This window comes from Streptomyces panacea (assembly GCF_040560175.1).
GTDB classification, from domain to species: Bacteria; Actinomycetota; Actinomycetes; order Streptomycetales; family Streptomycetaceae; genus Streptomyces; species Streptomyces panacea.
The window spans coordinates 17,508-31,709 of record NZ_JARJHW010000078.1 but is presented as its reverse complement, the minus strand read 5'-3'; the positions used below and the strand labels follow the sequence as shown (position 1 = coordinate 31,709).

Below are 14,202 nucleotides of genomic sequence, written 5' to 3'. Positions count from 1 at the left end.
ATAAGAGACAGGCGTAGACCCGTGCGCGGGCGCGCCAGGGAACCCGTGACCCTCGCCTGGCGTTGACCAGTGAGGAAGGGTCCACTGGAGAGTGGAGCGACATCACGTAGAGGGTTCCCCTGCCGCACGATTTGGAGGGCGTTCCGTGCACCGCCGGCACAACGGGTTGAGGACCGCCGCACTCCTCGGGGGACTGTCCGCACTCATCATCGTCATCGGCAGCATCTTCGGCCGGACGGGACTGATCATCGCGGTCGTCGTCGCGCTCGCCACGAACGCGTACGCGTACTGGAACAGCGACAAGCTCGCGCTGCGCGCCATGCGCGCGCGCCCGGTCAGCGAGTTCGAGGCGCCGGAGCTGTACCGCATCGTCCGCGAGCTCTCCACGACCGCGCGCCAGCCGATGCCACGCCTCTACATCTCGCCGACCCAGGCTCCCAACGCGTTCGCCACGGGCCGCAACCCCCGCAACGCGGCAGTCCGTTGTACGGACGGGATCCTCCAGATCCTGAACGAGCAGGAGCTGCGCGGGGTCCTCGGCCATGAGCTCAGCCATGTCTACAACCGCGACATCCTGATCTCGTCGGTCGCCGGCGCCCTCGCCTCGGTCGTCATGTTCCTCGTGAACTTCGCCTGGCTCATCCCCATCGGCCGCTCGGACGACGACGAGGGCCCCGGCATCGTGGGCATGCTGCTCGTGATGCTCCTCGGCCCGCTGGCGGCCTCGGTCATCCAGCTTGCCGTGAGCCGCTCCCGTGAGTACGAGGCGGACGCGGCCGGCGCGCAGCTCACCGGCGACCCGCTGGCCCTCGCGAGCGCCCTGCGCAAGCTCGAAGCCGGCACGAAGCAGTTGCCGTTGCCGCCCGAGCCACGGATCGAGACAGCGAGTCACCTGATGATCGCTAATCCGTTCCGTCCCGGGCAGGGTGTATCGAGAATGTTCTCCACGCATCCGCCGATGGCGGAGCGCATCGCCCGACTAGAACAGATGGCAGGTGGCCGTCCATGAAGACAATCCTCAACATCATCTGGCTGTTCCTGAGTGGCTTCTGGCTGTTCCTCGGTTACATGTTCGCCGGACTGCTCCTGTGCGTCACGGTCATCGGCATCCCCTTCGGGGTGGCCGCGTTCCGGATCGCCCGGTACGCGCTGTGGCCGTTCGGCTATACGACGGTGGAGCGCCGCGACGCGGGATCACCCTCGTTCGTCGCCAACGTTCTGTGGCTGATCCTGGCCGGCTGGTGGCTCGCCCTCGGCCATATCTTCACCGGGATCGCGCTCTGCGTGACGATCATCGGCATCCCGCTGGGCATCGCCAACTTCAAGATGATCCCGGTCTCGCTGCTGCCCTTCGGCCGCGACATCGTCCGTACGGACGAGGCGTTCGCGGGCTGGTGACCTCAGCGGCGCCGTACGGGGGCCCGTCGCGACTGACGGTACGGGCGGCGCGAGGACCCGACCGCTGCCCGTACCCGACCGCGCCGCCGACTCCCCGCGGTGCGTGGCGGCCGTCCCACGCGGCGTACACGGCCGTCGTGCGGCGCGGCCGCCGTGTCGTACGCCGTACGCCGCACGCCGCCGATCTCCCGCAACCGCGGCCCGCCCCACCGGCGTCTTTCCAAGCAGCGCAACGCGGCACAGACACCGCACGAAAGGCAGGTTCACGGCATGACCATCATCGGCTGGCTCGTCCTCGGACTCCTCGCCGGGGCCGTCGCCAAGATCCTGCTGCCCGGCCGGGACCCGGGTGGCCTGGTCGGTACGACCCTCATCGGTATCGCGGGCGCCTTCATCGGCGGCTGGATATCGTCCCGCTGGCTGGACCGCCCGATCACCAGCGACTTCTACGACGGCGCCACCTGGGCGGCGGCGATCGGCGGCTCACTGGTGCTGCTGATCGTCTACCGCGTCCTCTTCGGCCACTCCCGCTCCCGCTGACACCGCTCAGCCGCCACCGAGCCCGGTCTCGCGCAGCGTGATGTTCAGCCGCCCGGCGCGCATCCCGCTCGCCGGGCCGGCGGTCCCCGGACACACCTTGGGGACGCCGTGGAACGCGAGCCGGGACGCCCCGCCGAAGACGAAGAGATCGCCGGACGCCAACTCGACATCCGTATAAGGACGCGTCCGCGTCCGCGTGTTGCCGAAGCGGAAGACACAACTGTCCCCGAAGCTCAGCGAGACCACGGGCGCCCCGGACCTCTCGTCCTTGTCCTGGTGCATGCCCATCGTGGCGGCGCCTTCGTAGAAGTTGATTAGCGCGGTGTCCGGCGTGTACTCGGCCCCGGCCCCCTCCCCGTACGCCTCGTCGACCGCCGAGCGCCCCAACTCCACGAGCCACTCGGGAAACGCCGCGACCCGCGCGCCGTTCACGTTCCCGGCGGTACGCGTGTAGTGGTACGGCTGCCAGTGCCACCCCAGACAGACCGTCCGCACGGACATCACGCCCCCGCCGGGCAGGGTGGTGTGCCTAATCGGTACGGGCCCCCGCGCCCACCCCCGGCACGCCTCCACCAACTCCCGCTGCCGCGCGCTCCCCAACCACCCCGGCACATGCACGGCCCCGTCGGCGACCACGGCCCGCGCCCGCGGAAACAACCCCTCGCTCATGCCCGCACCCCACTCCCTCGGTCCAGCCGAATCCGTGCGGCGAGAACGCAACGAGGGCCGCCGCCGAGGACGTCCCCGGCCGACTGCCCCCGTTGTGCCCGGCCCTGTGGGACCCGTCGATCAGCGGTAGTTCACGTACTGGAGCGCGAAGTCGAAGTCCTGCCCCTTCAACAGCGCCTGTACCGCCTGGAGATCGTCCCGGCTCTTCGAGCTGACCCGCAGCTCGTCGCCCTGCACGAGCGCCTTGACGCCCTTGGGGCCCTCATCGCGGATGATCTTGGCGACCTTCTTCGCGTTCTCCTGGGAGATGCCCTCCTCGATGGAGGCGAAGATCTTGTACTCCCTGCCGGACTGCTGCGGTTCGCCCGCGTCCAGCGCCTTCAGCGAGATGCCCCGCTTGATCAGCTTGGACTGGAAGACGTCGAGGATCGCCTTGACCCGCTCCTCGCTGGTGGCCTCCATGAGGATCTTCTCGCCGGACCAGGCGATCGAGGCTCCGACGTTCTTGAAGTCGTACCGCTGGGAGACCTCCTTCGCGGTCTGGTTGAGGGCGTTGTCGACCTCCTGCCGCTCGACCTTCGAGACGATGTCGAAACTGGAGTCGGCCATGTCCTGTGGCTCCTTGTATCGGGTACTGGAAAGAGTGCCGCGACTCTCGCCGCGGCTGATGCCGAAAGTACGGCCGGGCTCCCGGCCCGCTCCCGTAAAGCCTAGTCATCTCCGCCCCCTCCCGGCCTGATCAATCCGGTGGCGGAGCACCCCCACGCATCGGGTATCGTTTACGTCGTTGCCACGGAGCAGCGCTCACGGCGCCCATCCCGCAGCAACATCCCATGGCGGTGTGCCCGAGTGGCCAATGGGAGCGGACTGTAAATCCGCCGGCTTAGCCTTCCCAGGTTCGAATCCTGGCGCCGCCACACGGAAATGATGGCCCCTGGCCTGCGGAGACGCGGACCAGGGGCCATCTTCGTATCTCTCAGGCGGACGACGTGGCGTTCTTCACCGCTTCCGCGACCGGCACCGTCCCGCTGATCAGTTCCAGCGTCAGGCCCGCCGTCGCCGGTGACTCCACCAACTCCGCGAGTGTCGCGGCCACATCGTCCCGTGGCACCGGGCCACGGCCCGTTGACGGCGCGAGGTTCACCAGGCCCGTGCCCGCGTCGTTGGTGAGCATTCCCGGGCGCAGCACCGTCGTGTCGAGGCCCTCCTTGGACAGGACGTACACGTCCGCCGCGCCCTTGGCCCGCAGATAGTGGTCGAAGACGTCGTCGCCCCGGTGCTCCGGGTCGGCGCCCATGGACGAGACGATCACATAACGCCGTACGCCCGCCCGCTGCGCCGCGTCGGCGAAGAGGACCGCCGCGCCCCGGTCGACGGTGTCCTTGCGCTCCGTGGAACTGCCCGGTCCCGCCCCGGCCGCGAAGACCGCCACATCCGCGCCCTCCAGCGCCGCGGCGGCCTCCTCCGGCGAGGCAGACTCCAGGTCGAGTAGGACAGCCTCGGCGCCCGCCTCCCTCAGCGCCTGTGCCTGTTCGGGTTTGCGGATGATGCCCGCGACCTCGTGGTCGCGCGCGGCGAGCAACCGCTCCAGCCGCAGCGCGATCTGACCGTGTCCTCCGGCGATGACAATTCGCATGCTCACGACCGTACGTCCGACGGGCCGTCACCGCTCACGCGCCACCTCCGTAGGAGGAGCGATTCCCGCGGTCTACGGCGCCGACTCCGGCCGCCCCTGTCGCGGTAGGTCCAGCGCCACGGCCACCGCCGAGTCGCGGTACTCCCGCACGGCGTTCGTCCGGGCCACCACCCGGCCCCGGTGAATGACGATCCTGCTGTACGCCAGCGACAGCACCCCCTCCAGCCGCTCCCCGCGCACCGCCAGCAGCTCGGCGGGAAACCCCGCCTCCACCCGTACCTCCGGCAGCCGCATGGCCTCCCGCGCGGCCGTGCTCACCGCCCCGTACGCCTCCGCCGCCCGCAGCCCTCCTTGGGAGGCCAGCAGATACGCCGCCTCCAGCGGATCCCCGCGCCCCACCGGGTTCGCCACGTCCCGTACGGCCCCGCTGCCGGCCGCCACCCGTACACCGGCGGCACGCAGCAGCCGTACGGGCGCCACGCCCCGCTGCTCGACACCGCCGCAGCCGCCCTGGGGCAGGCAGACGACCGTCACACCCGCCGCCGCCAACTGATCGGCGGCCCGGCCCGCGGCGTCCGCGGGCAGCCGGGACAGACCGGCACAGGGCCCGATCGAGACGCCGGGCCGCAGCCCGCCCGCCATCGCCGCGAGGCGCGCGAGCCGGGCCGGGTCGCCGCCGTCGGTATGGAGGTCGACGGGACAGCCGTGCTCGGCGGCGACGCCCAGCACCGCTTCCACGTACCCGGTCGGATCGGGGTCGAGGTCGGGGCAGCCGCCCACCACCCCCGCGCCCATCTTCACCGCGTCGCGCAGCATCGCGAGCCCGTCGGCCCCCGCGACCCCGGTCAGCAGGCGCGGTACGGCGACGACCGTCAGATCGCCGAGCCCGCGCAGCGAACGCCGCGCCTGGAGTACGGCCTCCATGGGAGCCAACTCCTGCGCGTCACCGATCCGCACATGCGTACGCAGCGTGGTCGCGCCGTGCCCGACCTGGAGCAGCGCGGCCTCGGTCGCACGGCGCTGGACGTCGTCGGGGTCGTACGACACGGGTCCGTCCGACGTGACGGCGCTCAGCGCGGTGTCGCTGTGCGCGTGCGGTTCGGCGGGGGCGGGCAGGAGCAGATGCCCGTCGAGATCCACGCACGCGCCGAGCGCGGTGAGACTGCCGGCGGTGCCGACGGCTTCGATACGGCCGCCGCTCAGCCGTACGTCGACGACGCGGCCGTCGGTGAGCCGGGCCCCGCGCAGCAGCAGCGCGGTGGCGTTCGCCGTGGCGCCGTGTGACGGCTGCGGCTGGCTGTCGGGCATCGCGCTCCTGGATGGGCTCCTGGGCGGGCTGTGGGGGCTCTCTGGTCGCGGGGCGGCTGGCTGCTGGGACGGGTGGGCTCCGACGTGCAAGATCACGCGGCGTGCGTCGAGCCTAGAGGCGCCCCGGGCGGGCTTCGAGGAGGAAGGGAATAGTCATACCGGCGTGGCTCCACCTGGTGTACGGAACGCGTTCCGCCCCCGCTCCCAGCCGCTCTCCCCGGCTCCTCACCAGGTCCCCCAACGCCCTCGCCGCGCCCTCTCAACGCCCTCTCGACACCCGTCGCGAGACGGAAGGGACAGGTGGGACGAGAGGCGGACGAGAGACCGGGAAATGGATTTGGGCGATCGGCGACGGACCGTGTAATGTCTTCATCGCTCGCCCCAATAGCTCAGTCGGTAGAGCGTCTCCATGGTAAGGAGAAGGTCTACGGTTCGATTCCGTATTGGGGCTCTGGTGTACGGCGCTCCTCGCCTTCGGGCGAGGGGATCCGACATCACAGCGGTGTAGCTCAGTCGGTAGAGCAAGCGGCTCATAATCGCTGTGTCACCGGTTCAAGTCCGGTCACCGCTACACACGGTAGCCGATGGTGGGGGCGATCCTTCGATCGGCTACTCTTTTATGCGTTAACCCGTCAATCTGTCCAGGAGCACTCACGTGGCTGCCACCGACGTCCGCCCGAAGATCACGCTGGCCTGCGTGGAGTGCAAGGAGCGGAACTACATCACCAAGAAGAACCGGCGTAACAACCCGGACCGTCTTGAGATGAAGAAGCACTGCCCTCGTTGCAACTCGCACACGGCTCACCGCGAAACGCGCTGAACCAGGCTCGTACCCGAGGCCGCCCCCTTAACAGGGGGCGGCCTCGTGTCGTTTGCCGTGCCCGATCCATAGTTGTGCACCATTCATCAGGGCAGTCTCATCAGGAGGGAACGAGTCCATGGCGCTCGACCAGTCCTTCGTCGGGCGGACCTATCCGCCCACCGAGCCGTACGAGGTCGGCCGGGAGAAGATCCGCGAGTTCGCCGAGGCGGTGGGCGACGCCAACCCCGCGTACGCCGATCCGGACGCGGCGAAGGCGCTCGGCCACCTCGATGTGATCGCCCCGCCGACCTTCGTCTTCGCGATCACCTTCAAGGCGGCGCGCGAGGTCATCGCCGACCCGCGGCTCGGTCTCGACTACAGCCGGGTCGTGCACGGCGACCAGAAGTTCGCGTACACCCGTCCGGTACGGGCCGGCGACCGGCTGACCGTCACCTCGACCATCGAGGGCGTCAAGTCCATGGCGGGCAACGACATCCTCGACGTCCGCGGCGAGGTGCACGACGAGGCGGGCGCGCACGTCGTGACCGCGTGGACCAAGCTGGTGGCGCGCGCCGCCGAGGGGGAGTGATGACGGTGGCCACGCGGATCGTCTACGCGGACGTCGAGGTCGGTACGGAGCTGCCGACCGGGACCTTCCCGGTGACGCGCGACACGCTGGTGCGGTACGCGGGCGCGTCCGGGGACTTCAACCCGATCCACTGGAACGAGAAGTTCGCACTGGAGGTCGGGCTCCCCGACGTCATCGCGCACGGCATGTTCACCATGGCCGAGGCGGTCCGGGTGGTGACCGACTGGGTGGGGGACCCGGGGGCCGTCGTCGAGTACGGCGTCCGCTTCACCAGGCCCGTCGTGGTGCCCAACGACGGGACGGGCGCGGTCATCGAGGTGACCGCCAAGGTCGGCGCCAAGCTCGACGACAACCGCGTGCGCGTGGACCTGACGGCGACCAGCGAGGGCAAGAAGGTGCTGGGGCTGTCCCGCGCCGTCGTCCAGCTGGCCTGAGCGTCCGAGCCCGAGCGTCCGACCCTTGAGCGTCCGAGCGCCGGGCGGCCCCCACGGTCGGGGCCGCCCGGCGCTCGCGTTCGGGAGCGGCGCGGCTGCCGGCCCCGACCGTGGGCGGGCCGGGCGTCCGACCGCCCGCCGGCGTCACGCGGTCCGGCCGGGGACTCCTCGTTCCCGGACCGGACCGTAGTCTTGTGCCGTGCAGGAACTCCATGACGCCCCCCTCGCCCCTCTGACCACCTTCCGCCTCGGCGGCCCCGCCACCCGGCTGATCACCGCGACCACCGACGCCGAGGTCGTCGCGGCCGTGCGCGAGGCGGACGACGCGGGCACGCCGCTCCTGATCATCGGCGGCGGCAGCAATCTGGTCATCGGCGACAAGGGGTTCGAGGGCACCGCCCTGCGGATCGCGACGCGCGGCTTCGACCTCGCGGGCACGGCGCTGGAGCTGGCCGCCGGCGAGACCTGGACCGACGCCGTCGCCCGCACCGTCGAGGCGGGCCTGGCGGGCATCGAGTGCCTGGCCGGCATCCCCGGCTCGGCCGGTGCCACGCCGATCCAGAACGTGGGCGCGTACGGCCAGGAGGTGTCCAGCACCATCACCGAGGTCGTCGCCTACGACCGCACCACCCGCGAGACCCTGACCCTCACCAACGCCGAGTGCGCGTTCTCGTACCGCCACAGCCGTTTCAAGGAGCACCCCGAGCGCTACGTCGTCCTGCGCGTCCGGTTCGCGCTGGAGGACGCGGGCGGGTTCTCGGCCCCGCTCAAGTACGCGGAGACGGCCCGCGCCCTGGGCGTCGAACCCGGCGACCGGGTCCCGGCGGCCACCGCCCGCCGGACCGTGCTGGAACTGCGCGCGGGCAAGGGCATGGTGCTCGACCCGGCGGACCACGACACCTGGTCGGCCGGCTCCTTCTTCACCAACCCGATCCTCGACGACGCCCAGTACGCGGCCTTCCTGGCCCGCGCGGCGGAACGGCTGGGCGCGGATGTCGCACCGCCCGCGTTCCCGGCGGGGGAGGGCCGCACGAAGACGTCGGCGGCGTGGCTGATCGACCGCGCGGGCTTCACGAAGGGGTACGGCGCGGGCCCGGCCCGCATCTCCACGAAGCACACGCTCGCCCTGACCAACCGTGGCGACGCGACCACCGAGGACCTGCTGGCACTCGCCCGGGAGGTCGTCTCCGGGGTGCGCGAGGCGTTCGGGGTCACCCTGGTCAACGAGCCGGTGACGGTCGGCGTCAGCCTCTGAACGCGGGCACGACCTAGTACGCGACCCCCACCGGCTGCCTCACCGTCGCCGGGTCGTCGAGCATCGCCAGCATCGCGTGGGCCAGATCCGGGCGGCCCAGCTTGTTGCCGCCGCGGGGGTTCGCGCCCACCACCTTGCGGTAGACGCCCGTCACCGGGGTGTTCACGAGCTGCGGGGGCCGGGCGGAGGTCCAGTTGGCGCCGCTGAGGGTCAGCTCCTCCTCCATGCGGGCCAGGTCGGTGTAGACCGGCTTGAGCACGACCTTGACGATGCCCATGGCCAGCCTCCCCAGCAGGGGTTCACCCGGCGGCACCGTCCCGACCGGGGCCGCGCTCACCACCACCAGCCGGCGCACCCCCTCCGCCTCCATCGCCCGCAGGATCGAGCGGGTCACCGGCGCCGCGAGCCCCGCGCCCGCGCGGGCCGATGCCCGACAGCACCGCGTCCCGCCCACCACGGCCGGCCGCAGCGAGTCCGGGTCGTCGAACGCGGTCGCGGTGAACACCTCCAGGCGGTCCCCGGTGACGTCCAGCCGCGCCGGGTCGCGCACCACCGCCGTGACCCGATGGCCCGCCGCCAGGCCCTGCCGCACGATCTCCCGGCCGACGCCCCCTGTCGCTCCGAACACGGTGAGCCTCATCGTCCTCGCCTCTTCCGCTCGATGGTGGGTGAGTATTCACTCACCTCTATGGTGAGTACCCACTCACCTCACGTCAAGCCTTGTCATGGCGATCGGAGCGCATCCATGAAACCCGCGCGGGCCCGCATCCTGGACGCCGCCGCCCAGCTGATGGGCACCATCGGGCTGGCGCGAGCCACCACCAAGGAGATCGCCCGCGCCGCCGGCTGCTCGGAGGCCGCCCTCTACAAGTACTTCTCCGGCAAGGAAGAACTCTTCCTGCGCGTCCTGGAGGAACGGCTGCCCCGCCTCGGCCCGCTGCTCGCCGAACTCGCGGAAGGGCCCTTCGACGCGAGCGCCGGCCGGAGTGTCGAGGAGAATCTCACGGAGGTGGTCCGCCAGGCGGCCCTCTTCTACGAGGCGACCTTCCCGATCGGCGCCTCACTCTTCGCCGAACCGGCGCTGCTGCGCCGTCACGCCGAGGGGGTCCACGCCCTGGGGGCGGGCCCGCTCCGGCCGCTGCGCGCGCTCGCCGCGTACGTGCGCGCCGAGCGCGAGGCCGGCCGCGTACGGGCCGATGCCGACGCCGACGCCGTGGCCTCGCTCCTGCTCGGCGCGTGCCTCCAGCGGGCCTTCCTGAAGGCCTTCCCGGACGGCGAACAGGTCACCCCGCTGGAGGAGTTCGCCCCGGCGCTGGTGCGGACGGTCCTCTCCGGCCTCGCCCCTGACGGTCCCCGCCCCTGACGGCCCGCCCCGGTCAGTCCTCCAGCCAGCCGTCGATCCCGGCCAGCATCTTGTCCCGCGCCCCGGCCGGCGCCGCGGAGCCCCGTACCGACTGACGCGCCAGCTCGGCCAGTTCGACGTCCGTGAACCCGTGGTACTTGCGCACGAGTTCGTACTGCGCGGCCAGCCGCGAGCCGAAGAGCAACGGGTCGTCGGCGCCCAGCGCCATCGGCACCCCGGCGTCGAACAGTGTCCGCAGGGGTACGTCGGCGGGCTTCTCGTAGACGCCCAGCGCCACGTTCGACGCCGGGCACACCTCACAGGTCACACCGCGCTCGGCCAGTTTGCGCAGCAGCCGCGGATCCTCGGCGGCCCGTACGCCGTGCCCGACCCGGGTCGCGCGCAGATCGTCCAGGCAGTCCCGTACCGACGAGGGCCCGCTCAGCTCACCGCCGTGCGGCGCCGCGAGCAGCCCGCCCTCCCGCGCGATGGCGAACGCCCGGTCGAAGTCCCGTGCCATGCCCCGGCGTTCGTCGTTCGACAGGCCGAAGCCGACGACGCCCCGGTCCGCGTACCGCACGGCGAGCCGCGCCAGTGTGCGGGCGTCCAGCGGGTGCTTCATCCGGTTGGCCGCGACCACGACGCGCATACCGAGCCCGGTGTCCCTGGCCGCCGCGTCCACGGCGTCCAGGATGATCTCCAGTGCCGGGATCAGTCCGCCGAGCAGCGGGGCGTAGGAGGTGGGGTCGACCTGGATCTCCAGCCAGTGCGAACCGTCCCGGACGTCCTCCTCGGCGGCCTCGCGCACCAGCCGCTGGATGTCCTCGGGGGAGCGCAGACACGACCGGGCGATGTCGTAGAGCCGCTGGAAGCGGAACCAGCCCCGTTCGTCGGTCGCCCGCAGCTCGGGCGGCTCACCGCCGGTGAGCGCGTCGGGGAGGTGGACGCCGTACTTGTCGGCGAGCTCCAGCAGGGTCGTCGGCCGCATCGAGCCGGTGAAGTGCAGATGCAGATGGGCCTTGGGCAACAGACGGATGTCGCGGGTGGCGCGGTCGTCATGCGGGGGGCCGGAAACGTTCTCCATCCATGGATCCTGCCGTACTCACGCGGACTCCGGGAGTCCCTTTCCATCTTCGGGTCGTCGCCCGAACGAAATCCCGAACGAAATCCCGAACGGAAGAACGGGCCCCCGGGTAGCACCGGGGACCCGTTCTCCTCACCGAATCACGCTTCTCAGTCGCGGGCCTCCGCCAGCAGCTTCTGCAGTCGCGCCACACCCTCGACCAGGTCCTCGTCGCCCAGGGCGTACGACAGCCGCAGATACCCCGGCGTACCGAAGGCCTCGCCCGGTACGACCGCGACCTCGGCCTCTTCGAGGATCAGGGTGGCGAGGTCGACCGAGCTCGCGGGGCGCTTGCCGCGGATCTCCTTGCCGAGCAGCGCCTTCACCGACGGGTACACGTAGAAGGCACCCTCGGGCTCCGGGCAGACCACGCCGTCGATCTCGTTGAGCATCCGGACGATGATGCCCCGGCGCCGGTCGAAGGCGGTCCGCATCTCGTCCACCGCGTCCAGGCCGCCGGTGAGGGCGGCGAGCGCGGCGGCCTGCGACACGTTGGCCACGTTCGACGTCGCGTGCGACTGGAGGTTGGTCGCGGCCTTCACCACGTCCTTGGGGCCGACGACCCAGCCCACCCGCCAGCCGGTCATCGCGTACGTCTTGGCGACACCGTTGACCACGACGCACTTGTCGCGCAGCTCCGGCACGACGGAGGGCAGCGAGGTGAACTCGGCGTCCCCGTACACGAGGTGTTCGTAGATCTCGTCCGTCATGACCCACAGGCCGTGTTCCACGGCCCAGCGGCCGATCGCCTCGGTGTCCTCGCGGCTGTAGACGGCGCCCGTCGGGTTGGAGGGCGAGACGAAGAGCACGACCTTCGTACGCTCCGTGCGCGCCGCCTCCAGCTGCTCGACGGAGACCCGGTAGCCGGTGGTCTCGTCGGCCACGACGTCCACCGGGACACCGCCCGCCAGCCGGATCGACTCGGGGTACGTCGTCCAGTACGGCGCCGGGACGATGACCTCGTCGCCCGGGTCGAGGATCGCGGCGAAGGCCTCGTAGATCGCCTGCTTGCCGCCGTTGGTCACCAGGACCTGCGCGGGGTCGATCTCGTAGCCGGAGTCACGCAGCGTCTTGGCGACGATGGCGGCCTTCAGCTCGGGAAGCCCGCCGGCCGGGGTGTAGCGGTGGTACTTCGGGTTGTGGCAGGCCTCACTCGCGGCCTCGACGATGTAGCCGGGCGTCGGGAAGTCGGGCTCGCCCGCGCCGAAGCCGATCACCGGCCGGCCGGCGGCCTTGAGGGCCTTGGCCTTGGCATCGACGGCGAGGGTGGCGGACTCGGAGATTGCGCCGACTCGGGCGGAGACCCGGCGCTCGGTCGGAGGAATTGCAGCGCTCATGCGGGCCATGGTCCCAGACCCCCCGAGACACGGGCACAGGGGTTTCGCCGACTGGACAGCCCGCGGACAGGGAGTGGACAGGTTCCGACAAGAGCCGGTCCCGTGTTACCTGTTCGACGCATGGCCCCTGAGCACGTACACTCACTGGTCGTTGGCCCTCACCCGCCACCACCGATCCGCACACACCGTGCTCCGGGTCGGATGCGGTAGGTTGGGGAAAACGCAAAGGGTCGTAGCTCAATTGGTAGAGCACTGGTCTCCAAAACCAGCGGTTGGGGGTTCAAGTCCCTCCGGCCCTGCTACACACTTCCTTCGCCAGGATGTGTGCGCATGTACGTACTTCAAAAGCACTGCCGTGCGGCTCCACCGGGCGCGGCACGGCCACGACCCGGAATCAGGTGAGAGAGCGTGACGGACGCCGTGGGCTCCATCGACAAGCCTGATGCTGACGATGACGAGACCGCAGAGTCGAACAAGAAGACCCGCAAGGGTGGCAAGCGCGGCAAGAAGGGCCCCCTGGGCCGTCTCGCGCTCTTCTACCGTCAGATCGTCGCGGAGCTGCGCAAGGTCGTCTGGCCGACTCGCAACCAGCTGACGACCTACACGACTGTTGTGATCGTCTTCGTCGTCGTCATGATCGGTCTGGTGACCGTGATGGACTACGGCTTCCAGAGAGTAGTCAAGTACGTCTTCGGCTAAAGCCGCGGAGGCGGAGGGCGCCCACAGGCGTCCTTTTCCGCATGTTCCACCCATCGTGAAGCCAGGAAGAAGCAGCCAACGTGTCTGACCCGAACCTGAACGACGCCAACGAGGCGGTCGAGTCCCGTGAGGACGAGACCGACATCGTCGAGGCGGCGGACGCTGTCGAGCCAGACCAGGCCGAAGCCGCTGACGTCGAGGCCGGCGAGCCGGCCGAGGAGTCGGCGCTGCACGTCGAGGACGCGGACGAGGACGACGACGCGGAGTCAGCTCCCGCCGAAGCCGCCGAAGCCGAAGCCGAGCTTGACGACGCGACCGACGCCGAAGAGGCAGAGGACGCCGAGGCCGAAGCTGAGGCCGAGGACGGCGACGACGACGAGCTCGTCGAGGAGCCTCCCGCCGCCGACCCGGTCGCCGCGCTCCGCGAGGAGCTGCGCACCCTGCCCGGCGAGTGGTACGTCATCCACACGTACGCGGGCTACGAGAAGCGCGTGAAGGCCAACCTGGAACAGCGCGCCGTCTCGCTCAACGTCGAGGACTTCATCTACTCGGCCGAGGTGCCCGAGGAAGAGATCGTCCAGATCAAGAACGGCGAGCGCAAGAACGTCCGCCAGAACAAGCTCCCGGGCTACGTCCTGGTGCGGATGGACCTGACGAACGAGTCCTGGGGTGTCGTACGGAACACGCCGGGCGTCACCGGCTTCGTCGGCAACGCCTACGACCCGTACCCGCTGACGCTGGACGAGATCGTCAAGATGCTCGCCCCCGAGGCCGAGGAGAAGGCCGCGCGCGAGGCGGCCGAGGCCGAGGGCAAGCCGGTTCCGTCCCGCAAGGTCGAGGTCCAGGTGCTGGACTTCGAGGTCGGCGACTCGGTCACCGTCACCGACGGCCCGTTCGCGACGCTCCAGGCGACGATCAACGAGATCAACGCCGACTCGAAGAAGGTCAAGGGCCTCGTCGAGATCTTCGGTCGCGAGACTCCGGTCGAGCTGAGCTTCGACCAGATCCAGAAGAACTGACGCGCGGTTCCGCGCGCTCGTAAAGCCACTTCCGACCAGGTCAGACAGGCT

At 70.4% G+C, this 14,202-nt stretch carries 17 protein-coding genes and 4 tRNA genes; 14 read left to right on the top strand and 7 right to left on the bottom strand.

Annotation, left to right across the window (positions count from 1 at the left end; translation table 11 throughout):
- Positions 1 to 145 precede the first annotated feature (145 nt).
- The 3 genes from htpX to P3L51_RS19605 all read left to right on the top strand — a co-directional run bounded on the left by htpX (position 146) and on the right by P3L51_RS19605 (position 1,938).
- Positions 146 to 1,009, top strand: a complete 864-nt coding sequence (htpX, locus tag P3L51_RS19615) for a zinc metalloprotease HtpX (RefSeq protein ID WP_354606559.1) — start codon at positions 146 to 148, stop codon at positions 1,007 to 1,009.
- On the top strand, positions 1,006 to 1,398 hold the full coding sequence (locus tag P3L51_RS19610) for a YccF domain-containing protein (RefSeq protein ID WP_354606558.1): 393 nt from the start codon (positions 1,006 to 1,008) through the stop codon (positions 1,396 to 1,398). Before htpX ends, P3L51_RS19610 begins: the two co-directional genes overlap by 4 nt.
- Positions 1,399 to 1,668: 270 nt before the next feature.
- A complete protein-coding gene (locus P3L51_RS19605) occupies positions 1,669 to 1,938 on the top strand; it encodes a GlsB/YeaQ/YmgE family stress response membrane protein (RefSeq protein WP_354606557.1) in 270 nt (89 codons plus the stop codon).
- 6 nt (positions 1,939 to 1,944) lie between these two features.
- On the opposite strand, the gene P3L51_RS19600 is transcribed toward P3L51_RS19605, so the two are convergent.
- The gene (locus tag P3L51_RS19600) at positions 1,945 to 2,607 is read right to left on the bottom strand and encodes an alpha-ketoglutarate-dependent dioxygenase AlkB family protein (RefSeq protein WP_354606556.1); all 663 of its coding nucleotides are present in this window, start codon (positions 2,605 to 2,607) and stop codon (positions 1,945 to 1,947) included.
- A gap of 120 nt (positions 2,608 to 2,727) precedes the next feature.
- Positions 2,728 to 3,216 (bottom strand): YajQ family cyclic di-GMP-binding protein, encoded by a 489-nt coding sequence (locus P3L51_RS19595; protein WP_354606555.1) that lies wholly within the window; start codon positions 3,214 to 3,216, stop codon positions 2,728 to 2,730.
- Positions 3,217 to 3,442: 226 nt separating this feature from the next.
- Here P3L51_RS19595 and P3L51_RS19590 point away from each other — a divergent pair.
- A tRNA-Tyr gene (locus P3L51_RS19590) sits at positions 3,443 to 3,524 on the top strand.
- 59 nt (positions 3,525 to 3,583) lie between these two features.
- On the opposite strand, the gene P3L51_RS19585 is transcribed toward P3L51_RS19590, so the two are convergent.
- Both P3L51_RS19585 and P3L51_RS19580 read right to left on the bottom strand, forming a co-directional pair.
- Positions 3,584 to 4,243 carry an SDR family oxidoreductase gene (locus tag P3L51_RS19585; RefSeq protein ID WP_354606554.1) on the bottom strand — a complete coding sequence of 220 codons (660 nt, stop codon included), beginning with the start codon at positions 4,241 to 4,243 and terminating at the stop codon, positions 3,584 to 3,586.
- Between the two features lie 72 nt (positions 4,244 to 4,315).
- Complete coding sequence (locus P3L51_RS19580; protein ID WP_354606553.1) at positions 4,316 to 5,551, bottom strand: amidohydrolase family protein; 1,236 nt, start codon at positions 5,549 to 5,551, stop codon at positions 4,316 to 4,318.
- Positions 5,552 to 5,929: 378 nt separating this feature from the next.
- Between P3L51_RS19580 and P3L51_RS19575 the strand changes: the two genes are divergently transcribed.
- The 6 genes from P3L51_RS19575 (at position 5,930) to P3L51_RS19550 (ending at position 8,631) form a co-directional block, all read left to right on the top strand.
- A tRNA-Thr gene (locus P3L51_RS19575) sits at positions 5,930 to 6,002 on the top strand.
- 47 nt (positions 6,003 to 6,049) lie between these two features.
- A tRNA-Met gene (locus P3L51_RS19570) sits at positions 6,050 to 6,122 on the top strand.
- Between the two features lie 84 nt (positions 6,123 to 6,206).
- Entirely contained in the window at positions 6,207 to 6,371 is a 165-nt protein-coding gene (gene rpmG, locus P3L51_RS19565; RefSeq protein WP_003956487.1) for a 50S ribosomal protein L33, read from the top strand.
- Positions 6,372 to 6,489: 118 nt separating this feature from the next.
- Positions 6,490 to 6,942 carry an FAS1-like dehydratase domain-containing protein gene (locus P3L51_RS19560; protein ID WP_354606552.1) on the top strand — a complete coding sequence of 151 codons (453 nt, stop codon included), beginning with the start codon at positions 6,490 to 6,492 and terminating at the stop codon, positions 6,940 to 6,942.
- Complete coding sequence (locus P3L51_RS19555) at positions 6,942 to 7,376, top strand: MaoC family dehydratase (protein WP_435594485.1); 435 nt, start codon at positions 6,942 to 6,944, stop codon at positions 7,374 to 7,376. Before P3L51_RS19560 ends, P3L51_RS19555 begins: the two co-directional genes overlap by 1 nt.
- 199 nt (positions 7,377 to 7,575) lie before the next feature.
- Positions 7,576 to 8,631, top strand: coding sequence for a UDP-N-acetylmuramate dehydrogenase (locus P3L51_RS19550; RefSeq protein ID WP_354606551.1), 1,056 nt, complete (start codon positions 7,576 to 7,578; stop codon positions 8,629 to 8,631).
- A 13-nt stretch (positions 8,632 to 8,644) separates the two neighbouring features.
- On the opposite strand, the gene P3L51_RS19545 is transcribed toward P3L51_RS19550, so the two are convergent.
- Entirely contained in the window at positions 8,645 to 9,271 is a 627-nt protein-coding gene (locus tag P3L51_RS19545; protein WP_354606550.1) for an NAD(P)-dependent oxidoreductase, read from the bottom strand.
- 105 nt (positions 9,272 to 9,376) lie between these two features.
- Here P3L51_RS19545 and P3L51_RS19540 point away from each other — a divergent pair, with 105 nt between their 5' ends.
- Complete coding sequence (locus P3L51_RS19540) at positions 9,377 to 9,994, top strand: TetR/AcrR family transcriptional regulator (protein WP_354606549.1); 618 nt, start codon at positions 9,377 to 9,379, stop codon at positions 9,992 to 9,994.
- Between the two features lie 13 nt (positions 9,995 to 10,007).
- Here the strand turns inward: P3L51_RS19540 and P3L51_RS19535 are convergent, their stop codons facing one another.
- Positions 10,008 to 11,057 carry an adenosine deaminase gene (locus P3L51_RS19535; protein WP_354606548.1) on the bottom strand — a complete coding sequence of 350 codons (1,050 nt, stop codon included), beginning with the start codon at positions 11,055 to 11,057 and terminating at the stop codon, positions 10,008 to 10,010.
- A 149-nt stretch (positions 11,058 to 11,206) separates the two neighbouring features.
- Positions 11,207 to 12,433 carry a pyridoxal phosphate-dependent aminotransferase gene (locus tag P3L51_RS19530; RefSeq protein WP_354606547.1) on the bottom strand — a complete coding sequence of 409 codons (1,227 nt, stop codon included), beginning with the start codon at positions 12,431 to 12,433 and terminating at the stop codon, positions 11,207 to 11,209.
- A 226-nt stretch (positions 12,434 to 12,659) separates the two neighbouring features.
- Between P3L51_RS19530 and P3L51_RS19525 the strand changes: the two genes are divergently transcribed.
- From P3L51_RS19525 to nusG, 3 genes are all read left to right on the top strand, one after another.
- A tRNA-Trp gene (locus P3L51_RS19525) sits at positions 12,660 to 12,732 on the top strand.
- Positions 12,733 to 12,841: 109 nt separating this feature from the next.
- Entirely contained in the window at positions 12,842 to 13,132 is a 291-nt protein-coding gene (secE, locus tag P3L51_RS19520) for a preprotein translocase subunit SecE (protein ID WP_354606546.1), read from the top strand.
- 80 nt (positions 13,133 to 13,212) lie between these two features.
- Entirely contained in the window at positions 13,213 to 14,151 is a 939-nt protein-coding gene (gene nusG / locus P3L51_RS19515; protein ID WP_354606545.1) for a transcription termination/antitermination protein NusG, read from the top strand.
- Positions 14,152 to 14,202: the final 51 nt, after the last annotated feature.